Origin of the sequence: Kribbella sp. VKM Ac-2568, assembly GCF_004345365.1 — a bacterium.
GTDB classification, from domain to species: domain Bacteria; phylum Actinomycetota; class Actinomycetes; order Propionibacteriales; family Kribbellaceae; genus Kribbella; species Kribbella orskensis.
This window is the reverse complement of record NZ_SLVF01000005.1, coordinates 141,256-156,203: the sequence shown is the minus strand read 5'-3', so window position 1 is coordinate 156,203 and position 14,948 is coordinate 141,256. Positions and strand designations below refer to the sequence as shown.

Here is a 14,948-nt window from a genome sequence, read left to right as displayed (position 1 = left end):
CGTGACGCAAGATGGCGTGCCGGGCGGCGGACCCAAGCGGTCCGTCGCCCGGCGGCGCCGGCCGCTGACCTTCGACCGGGCCAGCTTCATGGTCGTGTTCCTCGGCCTGCCGCTGGCGGTCTTCGTGATCTTCGTGGTCTCTCCGTTCGTGCAGGCGCTGTACTACTCGCTGACCGACTGGTCAGGGTTCAGCTCGGGGATGAACTTCGTCGGCTTCGACAACTACGTCAAGCTGTTCCACGACGACATCTTCCTGAAGGCCGTGCGCAACAACATCCAGCTCGCGATCGTCGTGCCGTTCGTGACGATCGTGCTGGCGCTGACCCTTGCCACGCTGGTGACGATCGGCGGCTCGGGCACCGGGACCGTCCGCGGACTGCGCAACTCCGGCTTCTACCGGATCGTCTCGTTCTTCCCGTACGTGATCCCCGCGATCGTGATCGGCCTGATCTGGGCCCAGGTGTTCACGCCGGGCTCGGGCCTGCTGGACGCGGTACTGTCGAAGATCGGGCTCCACCAGTTCGAGAACTACGCGTGGCTCGGTGACGCGCGGACCGCGATGCCGGTGTCGATGTTCGTGATGATCTGGGGCTTCGTCGGCTTCTACATGGTGCTGTTCATCGCCGCCATCCGGGGCATCGACCCCGAGGTGTTCGAGGCTGCCCGGATCGACGGCGCCGGCCGGTTCCGTACCGCGGTGTTCCTGACGGTGCCGCTGATCCGGGACAACGTGCAGACGGCGTACATCTATCTCGGCATCGCCGCCCTCGACGCCTTCGTCTACATGCAGGCGCTGAACCCCGGCGGCGGCCCGCAGAACTCGACGCTGGTCATGCCCCAGCAACTGTTCACCACGGCCTTCACCAAGGGGCAGTTCGGTTACTCGACGGCGATGGGCGTGGTCCTGGCCACAGTGACGCTGCTGTTCGCGTTCTTGGTCTTCCTGGTGAACGCCCTGACCGGCGGACGTGAGCGGAAGGTGAAGGTACGCGGATGACAACCACCGCCGACCGGGCCGAATTCGTCGCCGGGTCCCGCGCGCCCGACAAGCAGGCCCGGGAGGGCAAGCGCGTTGCCACGACCGCCCACATCGCGCTGATCCTGTGGTCGCTGTTGGTGATCCTGCCGCTGCTGTGGACGCTGCTGTCCTCGTTCAAGACGACGCAGGAGATCCTGGGCAACCCACTGTCGCTGCCGGGCAAAGTGCAATTCAGCAACTACGCCAGCGCCTGGACGACGGCCGGCATCGGTCGCTACTTCGCGAACACGGTGGTCGTCGTGGGCTCCGCGCTGGTGCTGGTGATGATCCTGGGTGCCATGTGCGCGTACGTGCTGGCCAGGTTCTCGTTCCGCGGCAACCGGCTGATCTACTACTCCATGCTGGCTGGGCTGACGTTCCCGGTCTTCCTGGCGATCGTGCCGCTGTTCTTCGTCCTGAAGAACCTCGCGCTGCTCAACACCCTCCCAGGGCTGATCATCACGTACGTCGCGTTCGCGCTGCCGTTCACCGTCTTCTTCCTGCACAGCTTCTTCAAGGCGCTGCCGGGCGAGGTGTACGAGGCGGCGCAGATCGACGGGGCAGGTGAGTGGCGCTCGTTCTTCTCGGTGATGTTGCCGATGGCGCGGCCGGGGATGGCGTCGGTCGCCATCTTCAACTTCCTGGGGTTGTGGAACCAGTTCCTGCTACCCGTTGCCCTGAACACCGACTCGAACAACTACGTGCTCTCGCAGGGCATGGCCTCGTTCGCATCGCAAGCCGGTTATGCGGTGGACTTCGGCGCCCTGTTCGCGGCCGTGGTGATCACTGTGGCGCCGGTTCTGGTCGTCTACATCATCTTCCAGCGTCAGTTGCAGGTCTCCGTTGCCGCCGGAAGCGTGAAGTAGCCAAGACGTGAGCTCGGCCAAGAGCCGGGCACCGCGCGCCGAGCGGCCGGGAAAGCGGTTGCCGCGAACGCAAATCCACGACCCGGCGGCCGCTTCTCCTGCGTCTCCACCCTACGCGGGCCCTCTCGGGGGTTAACCCCTGAGAAGGCGGGTTGCCCCCTCGGATTCTGGGCGGGCAACCCGGCGTCTTGGGGGTTGACCCCTCAGAGGTGGGCAACAGCCGGCTGCGGTTGGGGATGCTGTGGGCGGGGTGGCGTGGGCTGGGGGAGTACTAGTCTGCGGGGGTGCTCAGACGGCGGACTGTGTTGCAGGGGGCTCTGGCGGGGGCTTTGCTGACTGGGTGTTCTGGTCAGGAGCAGGCGACCGGGCCGACTACATCGCCGGAGAATCAGTTCGGGGTTTCCGGGGATGCGGCGCTCGAGGTGGTGGTTTCCGAGGAGTACGGCGGGTACGCGGCGCCGCAGTACCGGAAGAAGTATCCGCATGCGAATGTGGCGGCGACGCCGACCAAGCAGTTGAGGGATCTGCTGCAGTCGCGGTTCGCCGCGGGGAGTCCGCCGGATGTCGTGCTGAACACCGGGGACAAGGCGTTGGCGACCAACCGCCTGGTTGCCGACAACCACCTGGCCGATCTGCAGCCGCTCCTGGATGCGGGATCGTGGGAGAGCCCCGGGCGCCCGGTGAAGGACGCGCTGCTGCCGGGGATGCTCGACGGCGGCCGGTACGACGGGACGCTGCGCGCGCTGAACTACATCGCCACCGTCTACGGCTTCTGGTATTCCACCAGGCTGTTCGACAAGCACAGCTGGGACGTGCCGCGCACCTGGCCCGAACTGCTTGCCCTCGGCACCGAGATGAAGGCGGCCGGAGTCGGCCCGTTCACCTATGCGGGAGTGCATCCGTACTACGTGTTCGAGGCCGTGCTGACCCTTGCTGCCAAGACCGGCGGCCACGACGTGGTGAAGCGGATCGACAACCTAGAGGATGGCGCCTGGCGCGACGAGAGCGTCACCCGGGCGATCGCCGCGTTCGGGGAGCTGACCAAGCGCGGCCTGATCGCGCAGGGCAGTTCGCAGCTGGACCACATCGGTTCCCAGACGAAGCTGATGACCTCGAAGGCCGGCCTGCTGCCCTGCGGTAACTGGCTGGAGAACGAGATGAAGGCGGTCATCCCGCAGAACTTCGGGCTGACCGTGTTCGGGATCCCGCCGATCGACACCTCGTCGGCGCTGCCGCGCGGACTCCACGTCGCTCCCACCGCGCCCCTGCTGGTCCCGGAGAAGGCCAAGAACCGCGCGGGCGGGTTCGAGTACCTGCGCGCCATGCTCTCCAAGGACGTCGCGGCCCAGGTGACCGCCGAGAGTAATCAGCTGACCGTAGTACGGGGTGCGGCTGACGGCCTGGAGATCAGTACTGCGCTGCGCTCGGCGCGGGATCTCCTGACGGCCGCGGGGGATCAGACCATCACCTGGTACTTCGCCGACTGGTATCCCGAGCTCGGTAAGGCGGCGGGCGATGTCACCGGGCAGTTCCTGGCGGGTGGGCTCAGCGCCGGCGAGTGGACCGCGCGGATCGAGGCGGCCGCCGACAAGGTGAAGCAGGACAAAGCCGTCACCAAGTACCACCGCGACTGAGACGACGACAGCTGCACACCTCCGAGCCATGGTCCTAAGGCCAAACCACCTCGTCCAGGAAGTCCTCGACCGCCGTCGCCACGTCACCCAGTACGGCGGTCGACGCCGCGAGCCGGCCCGGCACATACATTCCGTGGTCGGCTCCTTCCACCTCCAGCACGTACTGCGTGAGCTCCCGCGCGAGCCCGGAATCCCACAGTGAGTCGGCGGTCCCGCCGACCAGCAGGAAGGGCGCGGTCGCTCGCCGGAGAGCGTCGACCACCCATTCACTGGTCAGGACCGGCGTCAACCAGACGGCAGGCAGGCCGCGCTCGGCAGCCACCGGCGCGCCGTGCGTACCGAGAGACTTCCCGATCAGAAGGGCGTTCTCCGACGGCTCGGGGACGGCCCGCTTGAGCTGGTCGAGCACCCACGGTCCCCGCTCGTCCGGCGTCAGCGTGAACGGGCGGTCGGGTTCGTCCCACCACACCGGCATCAGCTGCGCGCCGCGTCGTTCGGCCGCGTCGGCGGCGAACATCAGCAATGGGGCGAACGGCCCGAACTGGCCGCCCGGGAGGATGATCGCCGATCGTGAGCTCATGATTTCGACCCTATGTCCGGAGTGGTTCACAGCGTGTGGATGGTAGGGGAGGGCCGGGTGATAAACCCTCGCTCTCGCTGGCGGGTCGCCGTACTCTCGAAGTAGGAGTGAGGGTGATGGAGTGGCTGATTTCGCTGGTCGTGTTCTTGTTCTTGTGTGCGCTGCTGAACCTGACGCTGGCGCAACCGCCGTCGCGTCTGCGCGGGCGCCTGCTGTCGTCGGTTGAGCGCCTCGCCGGGCGCTTCCGCCGGCACCCTGTTCCACAGGCCGATCCGTTCGCCACCTTGTGGCTGCAGACCAGGCTCGGCCATCTCGCCGGCGAGATCCGGCGGATCGAGTCGGCGCCGGGGATTTATGCGCGAGCACACCGGTTGAGGGCCCTCGAGGGCGCCTACGACGACCTCCTCGACGAGGCCTGCCGGCTCGCCGGCATCCCCGGCGAGGCCGACCTGAAGCGCGGCGAGGAGAAGCGCTGGCTGGAGGAACAGGAGCTGGCCTCGCGCGGCTGGTCCTGGTGAGTCCCGCCCGGGTGCGGGGTGGACTGGGGACGGCTGGCAGAATCGGGGGCATGTCTGTTGCTGCGTCTGACCCCTCCGCAGCCGGTTCCCAGCGTCGCCCTCGGGTGCTGTCCGGGATCCAGCCGACGGCGGACTCCTTCCATTTCGGCAACTACCTCGGGGCATTGCGGCAGTGGGTGGCGCTGCAGGACGACCATGACGCGTTCTACTGCGTGGTGGACCTGCACGCGATCACCGTCGAGTACGACCCGAAGGTGCTGCGCGACCGCACCCGCCGGTCCGTCGCCCAGTTGCTGGCGGCCGGGATCGACCCGGCGCGGTCGACGCTGTTCGTCCAGTCCCACGTGCCCGAGCACGCCCAGCTCAGCTGGGTGCTCGGCTGCATCACCGGGTTCGGCGAGGCCAGCCGGATGACCCAGTTCAAGGACAAGTCGGCCAAGGGCGGCGCCGACCGGGCCACCGTCGGCCTGTTCACGTACCCGATCCTGCAGGCCGCGGACATCCTGATCTACCAGGCGGACCGCGTCCCGGTCGGCGAGGACCAGCGCCAGCACCTGGAGCTGACCCGTGACCTGGCGCAGCGGTTCAACCACCGGTTCGGCAAGACCTTCCGGCTGCCCGAGCCGTACATCGTCAAGGAGACGGCGAAGATCGGCGACCTGCAGGACCCGACCTCGAAGATGAGCAAGTCGTCGTCCTCGCCGGCCGGCATCATCGACCTGCTGGACGACCCCAAGGTGAGCGCGAAGAAGATCCGGTCGGCGGTGACGGACTCCGGCCGGGACGTGATCTTCGACCCGGAGAACAAGGCCGGCGTGGCGAACCTGCTGACCATCTACTCCGCGCTCAGCGGCCGCAAGATCAGCGAGCTCGAGGACGAGTACGCCGGTCGCGGCTACGGCGACTTCAAGAAGGACCTGGCCGAGCAGGTGGTCGAGTTCGTCACCCCGTTCCGGGAGCAGACGCTCGCCTACCTGGACGACCCTGCCCAGCTCGACGCGATCCTGGCCTCGGGGGCCGAACGCGCTCGCGCCGTGACCGAGCCGACGCTGCAGCGGGTCTACGACCGCCTCGGCTTCGTGCCCGGCCCGGCGCCGGGCCGGTAGGCCCCGGATGGCGACGATCGGTGTGGCGATCCCGATCGCGGAACCCTACGGCAGCGAGTTGCAGAAGTACCGGGCCGAGTTCGGCGACCCGATGGCCTCGTCGATCCCCACCCACGTGACGCTGCTGCCGCCGACCGAGGTGGCCGACGAGGACCTGGCGGCGATCGACGACCACTTGCTCGCGGTGGCCGCCCGGTTCCCGAGCTTCCGGATCCGGCTGCGCGGTACGGCGACCTTCCGGCCGATCTCGCCGGTGGTGTTCGTTCCGCTGGCCGAGGGGATCTCGTCCTGCGAGGTGCTGCAGTCGCAGGTGCGGTCCGGGCCGTTGGAGGTCGATCTGCGCTTCCCGTACCACCCGCACGTGACCGTGGCGCACGACCTGGAGAAAGAGGCGCTGGACCGCGCGTACGACGCCCTGTCGGAGTACGACTGTGCCTTCGACGTGGACGCGTTCAGCCGGTACGAGCACGGCGCGGACGGCGTGTGGCGCCCGCAGCGGTCGTTCCCGCTGGCAGGGTAGTTCTCTTCACCCGGGGTACAGGAGTCGCATGGGGATCATCGGTCGGGCCAAGGCCATCTGGGCTCGCATCAGCCGGACACAGCTGTGGCGCGCGTGGAGCCGGTACGGCAACCGGCGCGGCAACCGGCTGGCCGGGGCAACGAGCTTCTTCGCCTTCCTGTCGATGTTCCCGCTGATCACGCTGGCCGCGGCGGTCATCGGCAAGCTGCTGGACGAGGAAGCCGTCGAGAAGCTCAAGGTGGCGCTGCAGAAGAACCTGCCCGGCATCGGCGACAAGATCGACCTGGACGCGCTGATCAGCAACGCCGGCACCATCGGGTTGATCTCGGGTGTCGCCCTGCTGTTCACCGGCCTCGGCTGGATCGACTCGTTGCGCGCCTCGGTCCGGTCGATGCACGAGCTGGACGACCAGCCCGGCAATATCGTGAGGCGGAAGGGGGAGGACCTCGGGGCGCTGATCGGCTTGGGGCTGATCGGCTTGATCGCCACCGGCGCGTCCTCGGTCCTCACCGGCCTGTCGGAGCGGGTGGTCGGGTGGCTGGGCCTCGACGGCACCTGGTTCGCCAGCTGGGGTCTGGAGGTGCTCAGCGATCTGGTCGGGATCGGGGCCGGCGCGGTGCTGTTCCTGTACCTGCAGACCGCGTTGCCACGGATCCTCCTGCCGCGCAAGGTCGCCCTGATCGCGGCACTGGCCGGTGGCGTCGTCTTCTTCCTGGCACAGAAGCTGGGCAGCAGCTACGTCGAGCACGTGATAGGCACCAACGCGGCGTACGGGGCGCTGGCCCTGCCGCTGGCGCTGCTGGTGTGGATCTACCTGATGACCCGGGTGATCATGCTGATCGCCGCCTGGGCCAAGGAGGCCACCCTCGACCACCGCTGGCACACCGGCGAGGCCGAAGAAGCCGCCCGCGCCGCCATGCACTTCCGAACCGAGACCGCCACTCCTTACGCTGCCCGTTCCGCTGGTTCCGAGCCGATCAACCCCGACGGACTGCTCCCTGGCCCGCCCGGCAAGAAGTACAAGGTGGTTCCGATCCCGGCTCGCAAGGCTGACACCGTCGCGGTAGCGGCCGGAGCGCTCCTGGGCGCCACAGCCACCGCTCTGCTCGTTCAACTGGGCCGTGCTACTCGCTCGTTGCGCAGGTAGCCGCATCAGGAGCAGGGGATCAGTGGCGGCGGCCTCGGGCGGCTGCTCGGGCTGCTTTGGCTCGGAGCTTGAGGGCTCGCGGGCGACGCAGGAACAGGCTGAGCAGGAGCACCGGTGGCGCCGCGTAGGCCCAATCCGGCACCCGGAGAGCAATGGCCTGTACTGCGACGCCTGACGCCAGTACGGCGCGACTGCGCCTCGGCGGAGCCACGGGTGCCTTCTTGGAGACGTTCGGCCCGCTCCCTTCGGCTGTCTTCGGCGCGGCGACAACCGGCTTTACCAACGTCCCGACCGGCGTCAGCGCGTCGTACGACTTGAACGCCCAGTTGAGCAGTTGGGTGGCGTCCTCGGTGATGCCGTGCGGGGCGTTCATCAGGGTGACCACCAGCGTGTGGCCGTCGCGCCGCGCGGCGCCGATGAAGGTGTTGCGGGCCAGAGTCGTGTACCCGGTCTTCACGCCGAGCGCGCCGTCGTAGTTGAACAGCAGTTTGTTCTGGTTGGCGACCTGGTACGTGCCCTGCTTGGCGAGCGGGAAGTTCGTGTACTTCGTCGCGGCGTACTTCGCGAAGTCGGGCCGGCCGAGTCCCGCCTTGGCGAACAGAGCCAGGTCGTACGCGCTGGAGTACTGCCCGTCCGCGTCCAGCCCGGTCGGGTCGGTCACGTGGGTGTCGAGCGCGCCGATCTCCGCGGCCTTCTTGTTCATCCGCTGGATGGTCGCCGGTACGCCGCCCTCGTCGTGCGCGGCGAGCGCGTGCACGGCATCGTTCCCGGACGCCAGGAACATGCCCTGGAAGAGCAGGTCCACGCTGTAGCGCAGGCCCGGGTAGACCCCGACCTTGCTGCCCTCGATGCCGGCGTCCTGGTCGGTGCCGATGACCCTGTCGGCCTTGTTGAGCCTCGGCAGCAGGACGAGGGCAGTGAGCGTCTTGAGCGTGCTGGCAGGCCGGAGCTTGGCGTGCGGAGCCTTGGCGGCCAGGATCGAGCCGGTTGATATATCAGCCACCACGTACGCCGACGCCTGCACCGCCGGCGGCGTCGCTCCGTCAGCGACAACCGTCGGCTCCGTGGTCAGCTGTGCGCCGCCGACCGGGCCCTGGGGGCCCGAGCCGGCGGCGGTCGCCGCAAGCGGACCAGCCGCCACGAGTGCCAAGGAGGCACCCGCAGTTGCGCAGGCCGTCAGGAGGACACGCATCGCGGGCACTTTAGCCCCTGCGGGGCCGATCCGCACGCCGTCTCCGGCGCCCAGGCGGGCACCGGAGCCGACGCCCGGCCCGGCCCCGCAGCGGCTTGGACGCCTCTGAAGTCACGCGCGGTATGCGGTCCAGGCGTTGCTGATGCGGGTGCTCTGGCCCGGGGTGAACTGGTTGTAGCAGGAGTCGTAGGAGTAGTCCATGTAGTTGTGGATCGGGTCCACGCCGGCCAGGGAGCAGGAGTCCCGGCCGGTCGGGCAGCCGCTGCTGGCGCTGCTCTGGGCCGGGGTGTCGGCGACCGAGTCGTTCGTGCTCGTGCAGCCGCCCTGGAACGTGTGGTAGAGCCCGAACCAGTGGCCGGCCTCGTGCGAGGCGGTCTTGCCGAGGTTGAAGTTGGTGGCCGAACCGCCCGGCAGCGAGCTGTACTGCACCCGGATGCCGTCGATCGACGGGTTGCTCGCGTAGTCCCACGGGAAAGTAGCGATCCCGAGGTAGGAGAAGTCGACCAGCCAGATGTTCAGGGCGTTCTTGCCGCCCTTGCGGGTCTGCGAGCGATACGTGGTGCTCTGGCCGTCGCGGTGCCAGGTGCTGTTGTTGTACCGGTAGGTGCCGGCCAGGTAGAAGCTGAAGCCGGTGTTGGCCGCGGCCGAGGACTCGCCGCCGGCGAAGTCCTGGTTCAGCTCGGCGATCTGCTGGCTGATCTGCGTGCTGGTCACGTCACCGGCGCCGGAACTGCTGCGCATCACGTGGATGTAGACGGGCACACTCGCGGCGGCGAGTGTGCCGGCCTTCGGCGCCAGGCCACGGGCCTGCTTGGCGGCGACCAGTTGCGCGGTCCGCGCGTCGATCGCCTTCTGCTCCGCCACCGACATCTCACGGGTGTCGGCGCCGTGTCCACCACGGGCGGAGGGACCTTCCGCCGGGGTGAGGCACGGAGTGCTCAGCTGGTCCACCGGGAGCTTCGCGGTGGCCTGGCCGCCGAGCGGACTGAACGCGAGCGCCGAGCCGGCCAGCAGCACGGCGACCACGCGGGGACGGGTGATGAGAGATCGCATAACGCGCTCCTCGAACTCATTGGCCGCTGGGCGGGCGGCCGGATCAGCCGATTTTGAGCGCGATTCCGCCAAGTGAAAAGGTGATTACTGTCCGAAAGGTGCCAAGGCAGTACTGCGCCTAGCGGGTGACAGCGAGAGCCTGAGCGCGGGCGGCCGAGAACAACTTCGCGTTGTTACCCGGCAGGTAGTCCCAGGGATAGTCGGTGAGGTTGTCCCCGAGCCGCTGGAACACCGACGCGGCGGCGGGCAGGTCGCCGCTCTGGCTGAAGGCCACCGCGAAGATGTTGAAATACACCGGCCAGCCCGGCCGGAACTCCGCGGCTGGGTGCCAGATGGACAGACCGGCGGCGGTCCGCAGATCTGCCCGGACGTCCGCCCGAGCCATGTACTGCTCGGCCGCCGCTCCTTCGAGATCGATCATCTGCTCCAAGTGAGCCAGCGCGACCATCGAATGCAGCATGCTGCCGTCCGACCCGCGGGCGGCCGCGTCCCGGGCGAAGTGGTGCATCCATTCGTGGCTGCCGGACCACTTCTTGCACAGCGTTTGCATCCACTCGCCATGGGCCTTCACGTTGGTCGGGTGCCGCTCGATCGCCTGGCGAAAGCGGAACTCGCCGTCCTCCAGCGGAAGCTGTAGTCCACGGGCCGTCCGCACCAGGAAGGCCCAGGCCGTGACCTCGTCCGGGGTACGCGCGATCACGTCGTCAAGGCAGGTCTCAGCGATCCGGAGCCGTTCGAAGAAGAGCCTGAACTGCTCGTCGCGCGTGTACTGCGCCCCGTAGCCGCCGCGGGCCTGCCATGCCCAGGCGACGGCGTGACAACCACGGACCAGTTGAGCCAGTGGATCGTCGGCCGCCAGGTGCCCGATCCAGTTCTGTACTCCGGGAGCGGATCCGCAGACCTCGAGGAAGAACGCCCTGTCGTCCGGGTGCTCGGCACGGACCAGGATGTCCCGGGCCATCGGCCAGTCCCGCTCTGTCAGCGCTTCGCACAGCATGCGGGCTGTCGGATTGCCCATGAAGGGGTCGATCTCCGGCATAGGCTCGGTCGTGCGGCGTCGCAGCCTCATCGGGGCGTACCTCCGTGGTCGAGGCGAGCTGTGCATGCGACGGTCCGGGCGGTCATTGGCTGCTCCTGCGGTGGCGGGCATACGCGATGGCGCCAAGGATGGCGCCGCCGACGAGGCTCCTGCCCAGCAGTTCGGTGAGACCCATCCCTTCCGTCAGGGCCAGAGCGACGGCACAGACGCCCAGGACGGCCATCAGCGCCACGGGGTCGTTCAGCCAGAACCTCAGCCGCTGCTTGAGCGTCACCGAGATGTGCGGGATCAGATCGGGCGTCCGCTCGGGGAGCGGCACGTGGAGTGGGCGAGGTACTGCCGAGTCGACCAGCGCCACCGCCTCGTGACCCTGCCGCCACAGCGTCGGCTCGATGGTCACCTGGTAGCCATCTCGGCGGATCAGCTGCCGGCCTCCGTCCGGATAGGCGATCATTGCTGCCAGCTCGTCGTACGCCGCCGCCGTCTCGCCGCCCGTGGTCTGCAGGTGAGCCGCGGTCCGGCCGATGACCAGCGCGCCCTTCGTCACCGGGCTGCCGACGGGCCGGAACTGGCGTCCGCTCGCCACCTGCTTCGATGCCGGCGGGCCGTTCAGCCAGGTCAGCTGGGGATCACCGGAGCCGACGGGATCGACGGACACCAGCAGGTCGTTCCAGAGGCTCCGCCCGGCCTGCTGGACATCTGCGACGGTGACTGCATCCGTTTCGGCGGCCAGCTCGTCGGTGCCCGTCGTGGCCCGGCGGCCGAGCAGCACGTCGCGTGCGGCCATGAACGGCAGCCAGTTCGCGGCCGGCTCGGTCGTGAATCGCCGAATCTGCCGCTCGAGATCGTCGCGCAGCTCCGCCGGGTCCGGCCCCCGGTCGCGCAGCCGGCGCACCACAGCGGTGGTCTCAGCCACCACGGTCGGCAGAGCCTCGGGGATGACGTCCATGCCGGTGGTCAGCATCGCGTGGTCGGCGTCGACCAGCTCGTACGAGGACCAGGCGCTATAACCGACACCCGAGTCGTGCCGCAGACCGCGCTGCAGGGCTCGCTCCAGCGCTCGCAGCAGGGCGGCCGCGGCGGACGACCGAGACACCGTCCCGGACAGCGCCACCGCGTTCGGGCGGCCGGCGAAGCCCGCAGGGATCGGCTGGTCACACGGCCGTGCCGGCAGGGGGAGGTCTTGCGAGCCGGGACGCAACGGCAGCTCGAGCCCAGCCGGTGGCGGCCCCGAGAGTGCGAGCACGGCGTTGCCTTGGGCGTAGGCCCACCCGGCGAGCGCTCGCAGCCGGTCGGCATCGGCCGTGTACAGCCCTAGTTCGTCGTACCCCGCCAGGCCGGGTCCGCGGGCGCCGTACCGCCACAGCAGGTGGGACCCAACCGTGCCACCACCTCGCGTCGAACTCTCCGCCCGAAGCACCCGGCGCTCATGCTCCAGCTCCGAGAAGTCCGGCGTGGTGAGCCAGCGGCAGACCTCGCGCAGGAAGGCCACCACGTCGTCCGGCTCGCCCTCGACGTCGAAGCTCGAGTGCAGCAGGCTGACGTGACCGTTGACAGGGGCCCGGATCGAGTCCCGCCCGTGTAGTGCCAGGTGTTCGAGCAGGTGCAGCCAGCCGCGCGTCGGCAGCGACTCGTCCACCATGCCCGCCCGGAACCACAGACTGGCCCGAAGCGTTCCCTGCCCCGGCACCCAGAAGACCGGGACACCGTCCACCTCGGTCGTTCGCAGCTTGTCGCTGCCCATGCCTGGATCCCCCCAGCTCTCGACGAATGCCGCACCATCTTGCCGGAAGTCGAGGGTCTGGGCCGCGCTTTTTCCACAGTTGCAGCTTTTGACAGTGCGGTCAGGGTTTCACCGCTGTCAGGGATGGAGCGGATTGACATCCGGCCCGGCGCTTGCGTCAATGGACTGACCGCAGACCAATAGAATCTTCGGGTAGCGACCGTGGTGAACACCGGCAAGTTGACCGTGCAAACTCCCTCCGGGTGGAGAACCGCTTGCCGGGCGGCGATGTGAACCCGTACCTCGCGGTCGCCGCGCTGATCGCGACCACGCTGCGCGAGGCGTCGGCGTTGTTCGGCGGCTCGAACATCGCCCGCGAGGCGTTCGGCGACGAGCTGGTCGACCACTACGCCAACGCGGCCCGGGTGGAGCTGGACGCCTACGACGCCGCCGTCACCGACTGGGAGCGGATCCGTGGTTTCGAACGCCTCTGACCGACTGCCGCGGATCGGCATCACCACGTACCTCGAGCCGACGATCTGGGGAGTCTGGGAACGGGACGCGTCGCTGCTTCCACGCGTCTACCTCGACTCCGTGGTCGCGGCCGGCGGCGTGCCGTTGCTGCTGCCACCGATCGGTACCGACCCTTCAGTACTGGAGATCCTCGACGGCCTGGTGATCGCCGGTGGCTGCGACGTCGACCCCGGCTCGTACGACGCCGCCGCACCCGGAGACCGTCGACACCCGGCCCGGGCGGGACGAGCACGAGGCGATCCTGATCCGGTCGGCGCTCGACCAGGACCTGCCGCTGCTGGCGATCTGCCGCGGACTCCAGATGCTCAACGTCACCCTCGGCGGCACCCTGCAGCAGCACCTGCCGGATGCGGTGGCGCACGACGAGCACCGGCCGTCGCCCGCGGTGTTCGGCCAGACGGACGTGAAGATCGAGCCGGATTCCCTGACCAGCAAGCTGTTCGGCGAGCGAACCACCGTGCACTGCTACCACCACCAGGCCGTCGACGTCGTCGCCCCGGACCTGCGGGTGACGGCCCGAGCCGCTGACGGAACGGTCGAAGCCGCGGAAGTGGCCGGCCACGACTTCGCCCTCGGTGTGCAGTGGCACCCTGAGGAGAACCCCGACGACCTCAGGCTCTTCACCGCCCTGGTGGCTGCCGCGAGAAGGAGAACAACCCGGTGACGCACGACGTCATCAACCCCGCCACGGAGAAGGTGGTCCACACCCTCGAGCTGGCCTCCGTCGAGGACACGGGCCGGGCGATCGCCCGTGCCGCCGAGGCCTTCCGGACCTGGCGTGAGGTGAGCCCGGCGGATCGCGGCCGGTTGCAGCGGCGGTTCGCGGACGCGGTGGACGCCGACCTCGACCACCTCGCGGTGCTGGAGGTGGAGAACGCCGGTCACACCTTCGGCAACGCGCGCTGGGAGGCGGGCAACGTCCGCGACGTGCTCACCTACTATTCGGCGGCTCCGAGCGGCAGTTCGGCAAGCAGATACCCGTTGCCGGCGGCATCGATATCACCCTGCACGAACCACTCGGCGTCGTCGGCATCATCGTGCCCTGGAACTTCCCGATGCGGACTGGACGCGTTCAGCGAGACCAAGAACATCTTCATCTCCACGGAGGACTGAATCCGTATGACGACTGATTACAAGGCGCACAGGCTGGAAGGCCGGGTCGCAGTGGTGACAGGCGGAGCCGGCGGGATCGGCCTGGCCAGCGTCCGGCGGCTGGCGGGCGAGGGCGCGCGGGTCGTCATCGGCGACGTCGACCTGGCCGCGGGCAAGGCCGCCGCGGACGAGGTCGGCGGCCTGTTCGTCCCCACCGACGTGACGAGTGAGAGCGAGGTGAACAACCTGTTCCGGCAGGCCTACGACACCTTCGGCTCGGTCGGCATCGCCTTCAACAACGCCGGCATCTCGCCGCCGCAGGACGGGTCGATCCTGGAGACCGGCCTGGACGCCTGGCGCAAGGTGCAGGAGGTCAACCTGACCTCGGTGTACTTCTGCTGCAAGGCGGCGATCCCGTACATGCAGCGCCAGGGCAAGGGCTCGATCATCAACACCGCCTCGTTCGTCGCCGTGATGGGCGCGGCCACCTCGCAGATCTCGTACTCCGCGTCGAAGGGCGGCGTGCTCGCGATGAGCCGCGAGCTAGGGGTGGAGTTCGCCCGGCAGGGGATCCGGGTGAACGCGCTGTGCCCCGGCCCGGTGAACACGCCGCTGCTCAAGGAACTCTTCGCCTCAGACCCGGAGCGGGCCGAGCGCCGGCTGGTCCACGTGCCGCTCGGCCGCTTCGGCGAGCCGGAGGAGATCGCCGCCGCGGTCGCGTTCCTCGCCTCCGACGACTCGTCCTTCATGACCGCGAACACCTTCCTCGTCGACGGTGGTATCTCGGCCGCCTACGTGACGCCACTCTGACGCCGATTTGGCCTCCTTCTGACGCCCGGAGGACCTAGGGCGTGTCTGACAATTCCCTGCGTGCTGCGCGGCACTCGGCACGGCACCTCGCTACCGCACCGAGCACCTGCTCGCGA

14 protein-coding genes and 2 pseudogenes are annotated in these 14,948 nt (G+C 68.7%); 11 read left to right on the top strand and 5 right to left on the bottom strand.

All coding sequences use genetic code 11. The features are described from left to right. Nucleotide 1 precedes the first annotated feature (1 nt). From EV648_RS15280 to ngcE, 3 genes are all read left to right on the top strand, one after another. Nucleotides 2–997 (top strand): carbohydrate ABC transporter permease, encoded by a 996-nt coding sequence (locus EV648_RS15280; protein ID WP_241995205.1) that lies wholly within the window; start codon nt 2–4, stop codon nt 995–997. Further along, a complete protein-coding gene (locus EV648_RS15275; RefSeq protein ID WP_132291020.1) occupies nt 994–1,884 on the top strand; it encodes a carbohydrate ABC transporter permease in 891 nt (296 codons plus the stop codon). The genes EV648_RS15280 and EV648_RS15275 overlap by 4 nt, the downstream gene beginning before the upstream one ends. A gap of 284 nt (nt 1,885–2,168) precedes the next feature. Further along, nucleotides 2,169–3,518 carry an N-acetylglucosamine/diacetylchitobiose ABC transporter substrate-binding protein gene (gene ngcE / locus EV648_RS15270; RefSeq protein WP_132291017.1) on the top strand — a complete coding sequence of 450 codons (1,350 nt, stop codon included), beginning with the start codon at nt 2,169–2,171 and terminating at the stop codon, nt 3,516–3,518. A 34-nt stretch (nt 3,519–3,552) separates the two neighbouring features. Here the strand turns inward: ngcE and EV648_RS15265 are convergent, their stop codons facing one another. After that, nucleotides 3,553–4,098 (bottom strand): alpha/beta hydrolase, encoded by a 546-nt coding sequence (locus EV648_RS15265; RefSeq protein WP_241995204.1) that lies wholly within the window; start codon nt 4,096–4,098, stop codon nt 3,553–3,555. Between the two features lie 113 nt (nt 4,099–4,211). Between EV648_RS15265 and EV648_RS15260 the strand changes: the two genes are divergently transcribed. The 4 genes from EV648_RS15260 to EV648_RS15245 are packed head-to-tail and all read left to right on the top strand — an operon-like array spanning nt 4,212 to nt 7,389. Continuing rightward, nucleotides 4,212–4,616 (top strand): hypothetical protein, encoded by a 405-nt coding sequence (locus tag EV648_RS15260; protein WP_199234627.1) that lies wholly within the window; start codon nt 4,212–4,214, stop codon nt 4,614–4,616. 50 nt (nt 4,617–4,666) lie between these two features. After that, on the top strand, nt 4,667–5,722 hold the full coding sequence (gene trpS / locus EV648_RS15255) for a tryptophan--tRNA ligase (RefSeq protein ID WP_132291014.1): 1,056 nt from the start codon (nt 4,667–4,669) through the stop codon (nt 5,720–5,722). 7 nt (nt 5,723–5,729) lie between these two features. After that, a complete protein-coding gene (locus EV648_RS15250) occupies nt 5,730–6,242 on the top strand; it encodes a 2'-5' RNA ligase family protein (protein WP_132291011.1) in 513 nt (170 codons plus the stop codon). Between the two features lie 28 nt (nt 6,243–6,270). Then, nucleotides 6,271–7,389, top strand: a complete 1,119-nt coding sequence (locus EV648_RS15245; RefSeq protein WP_132291008.1) for a YihY/virulence factor BrkB family protein — start codon at nt 6,271–6,273, stop codon at nt 7,387–7,389. 19 nt (nt 7,390–7,408) lie between these two features. Here EV648_RS15245 and EV648_RS15240 read toward each other — a convergent pair whose 3' ends face one another. The 4 genes from EV648_RS15240 to EV648_RS15225 form a co-directional block, all read right to left on the bottom strand. Beyond that, nucleotides 7,409–8,581 (bottom strand): D-alanyl-D-alanine carboxypeptidase family protein, encoded by a 1,173-nt coding sequence (locus EV648_RS15240; RefSeq protein WP_132291005.1) that lies wholly within the window; start codon nt 8,579–8,581, stop codon nt 7,409–7,411. A 111-nt stretch (nt 8,582–8,692) separates the two neighbouring features. Beyond that, entirely contained in the window at nt 8,693–9,634 is a 942-nt protein-coding gene (locus EV648_RS15235; RefSeq protein WP_132291002.1) for a zinc metalloprotease, read from the bottom strand. 118 nt (nt 9,635–9,752) lie between these two features. Then, nucleotides 9,753–10,703, bottom strand: a complete 951-nt coding sequence (locus tag EV648_RS15230; RefSeq protein WP_132290999.1) for a hypothetical protein — start codon at nt 10,701–10,703, stop codon at nt 9,753–9,755. A 52-nt stretch (nt 10,704–10,755) separates the two neighbouring features. Continuing rightward, on the bottom strand, nt 10,756–12,417 hold the full coding sequence (locus EV648_RS15225; protein WP_132290996.1) for a hypothetical protein: 1,662 nt from the start codon (nt 12,415–12,417) through the stop codon (nt 10,756–10,758). Nucleotides 12,418–12,569: 152 nt separating this feature from the next. On the opposite strand from EV648_RS15225, the gene EV648_RS15220 reads away from it, so the two are divergent. The 4 genes and pseudogenes from EV648_RS15220 to EV648_RS15205 all read left to right on the top strand — a co-directional run bounded on the left by EV648_RS15220 (nt 12,570) and on the right by EV648_RS15205 (nt 14,832). Next, a complete protein-coding gene (locus EV648_RS15220; RefSeq protein WP_305000055.1) occupies nt 12,570–12,890 on the top strand; it encodes a hypothetical protein in 321 nt (106 codons plus the stop codon). Further along, nucleotides 12,871–13,594 (top strand): annotated as a pseudogene (locus tag EV648_RS15215) (gamma-glutamyl-gamma-aminobutyrate hydrolase family protein). Before EV648_RS15220 ends, EV648_RS15215 begins: the two are co-directional and overlap by 20 nt. After that, a pseudogene (locus tag EV648_RS45200) lies at nt 13,591–14,060 on the top strand (aldehyde dehydrogenase family protein). Before EV648_RS15215 ends, EV648_RS45200 begins: the two co-directional pseudogenes overlap by 4 nt. Continuing rightward, the gene (locus EV648_RS15205; RefSeq protein WP_132290993.1) at nt 14,050–14,832 is read left to right on the top strand and encodes a 3-oxoacyl-ACP reductase; all 783 of its coding nucleotides are present in this window, start codon (nt 14,050–14,052) and stop codon (nt 14,830–14,832) included. Before EV648_RS45200 ends, EV648_RS15205 begins: the two are co-directional and overlap by 11 nt. Nucleotides 14,833–14,948 lie beyond the last annotated feature (116 nt).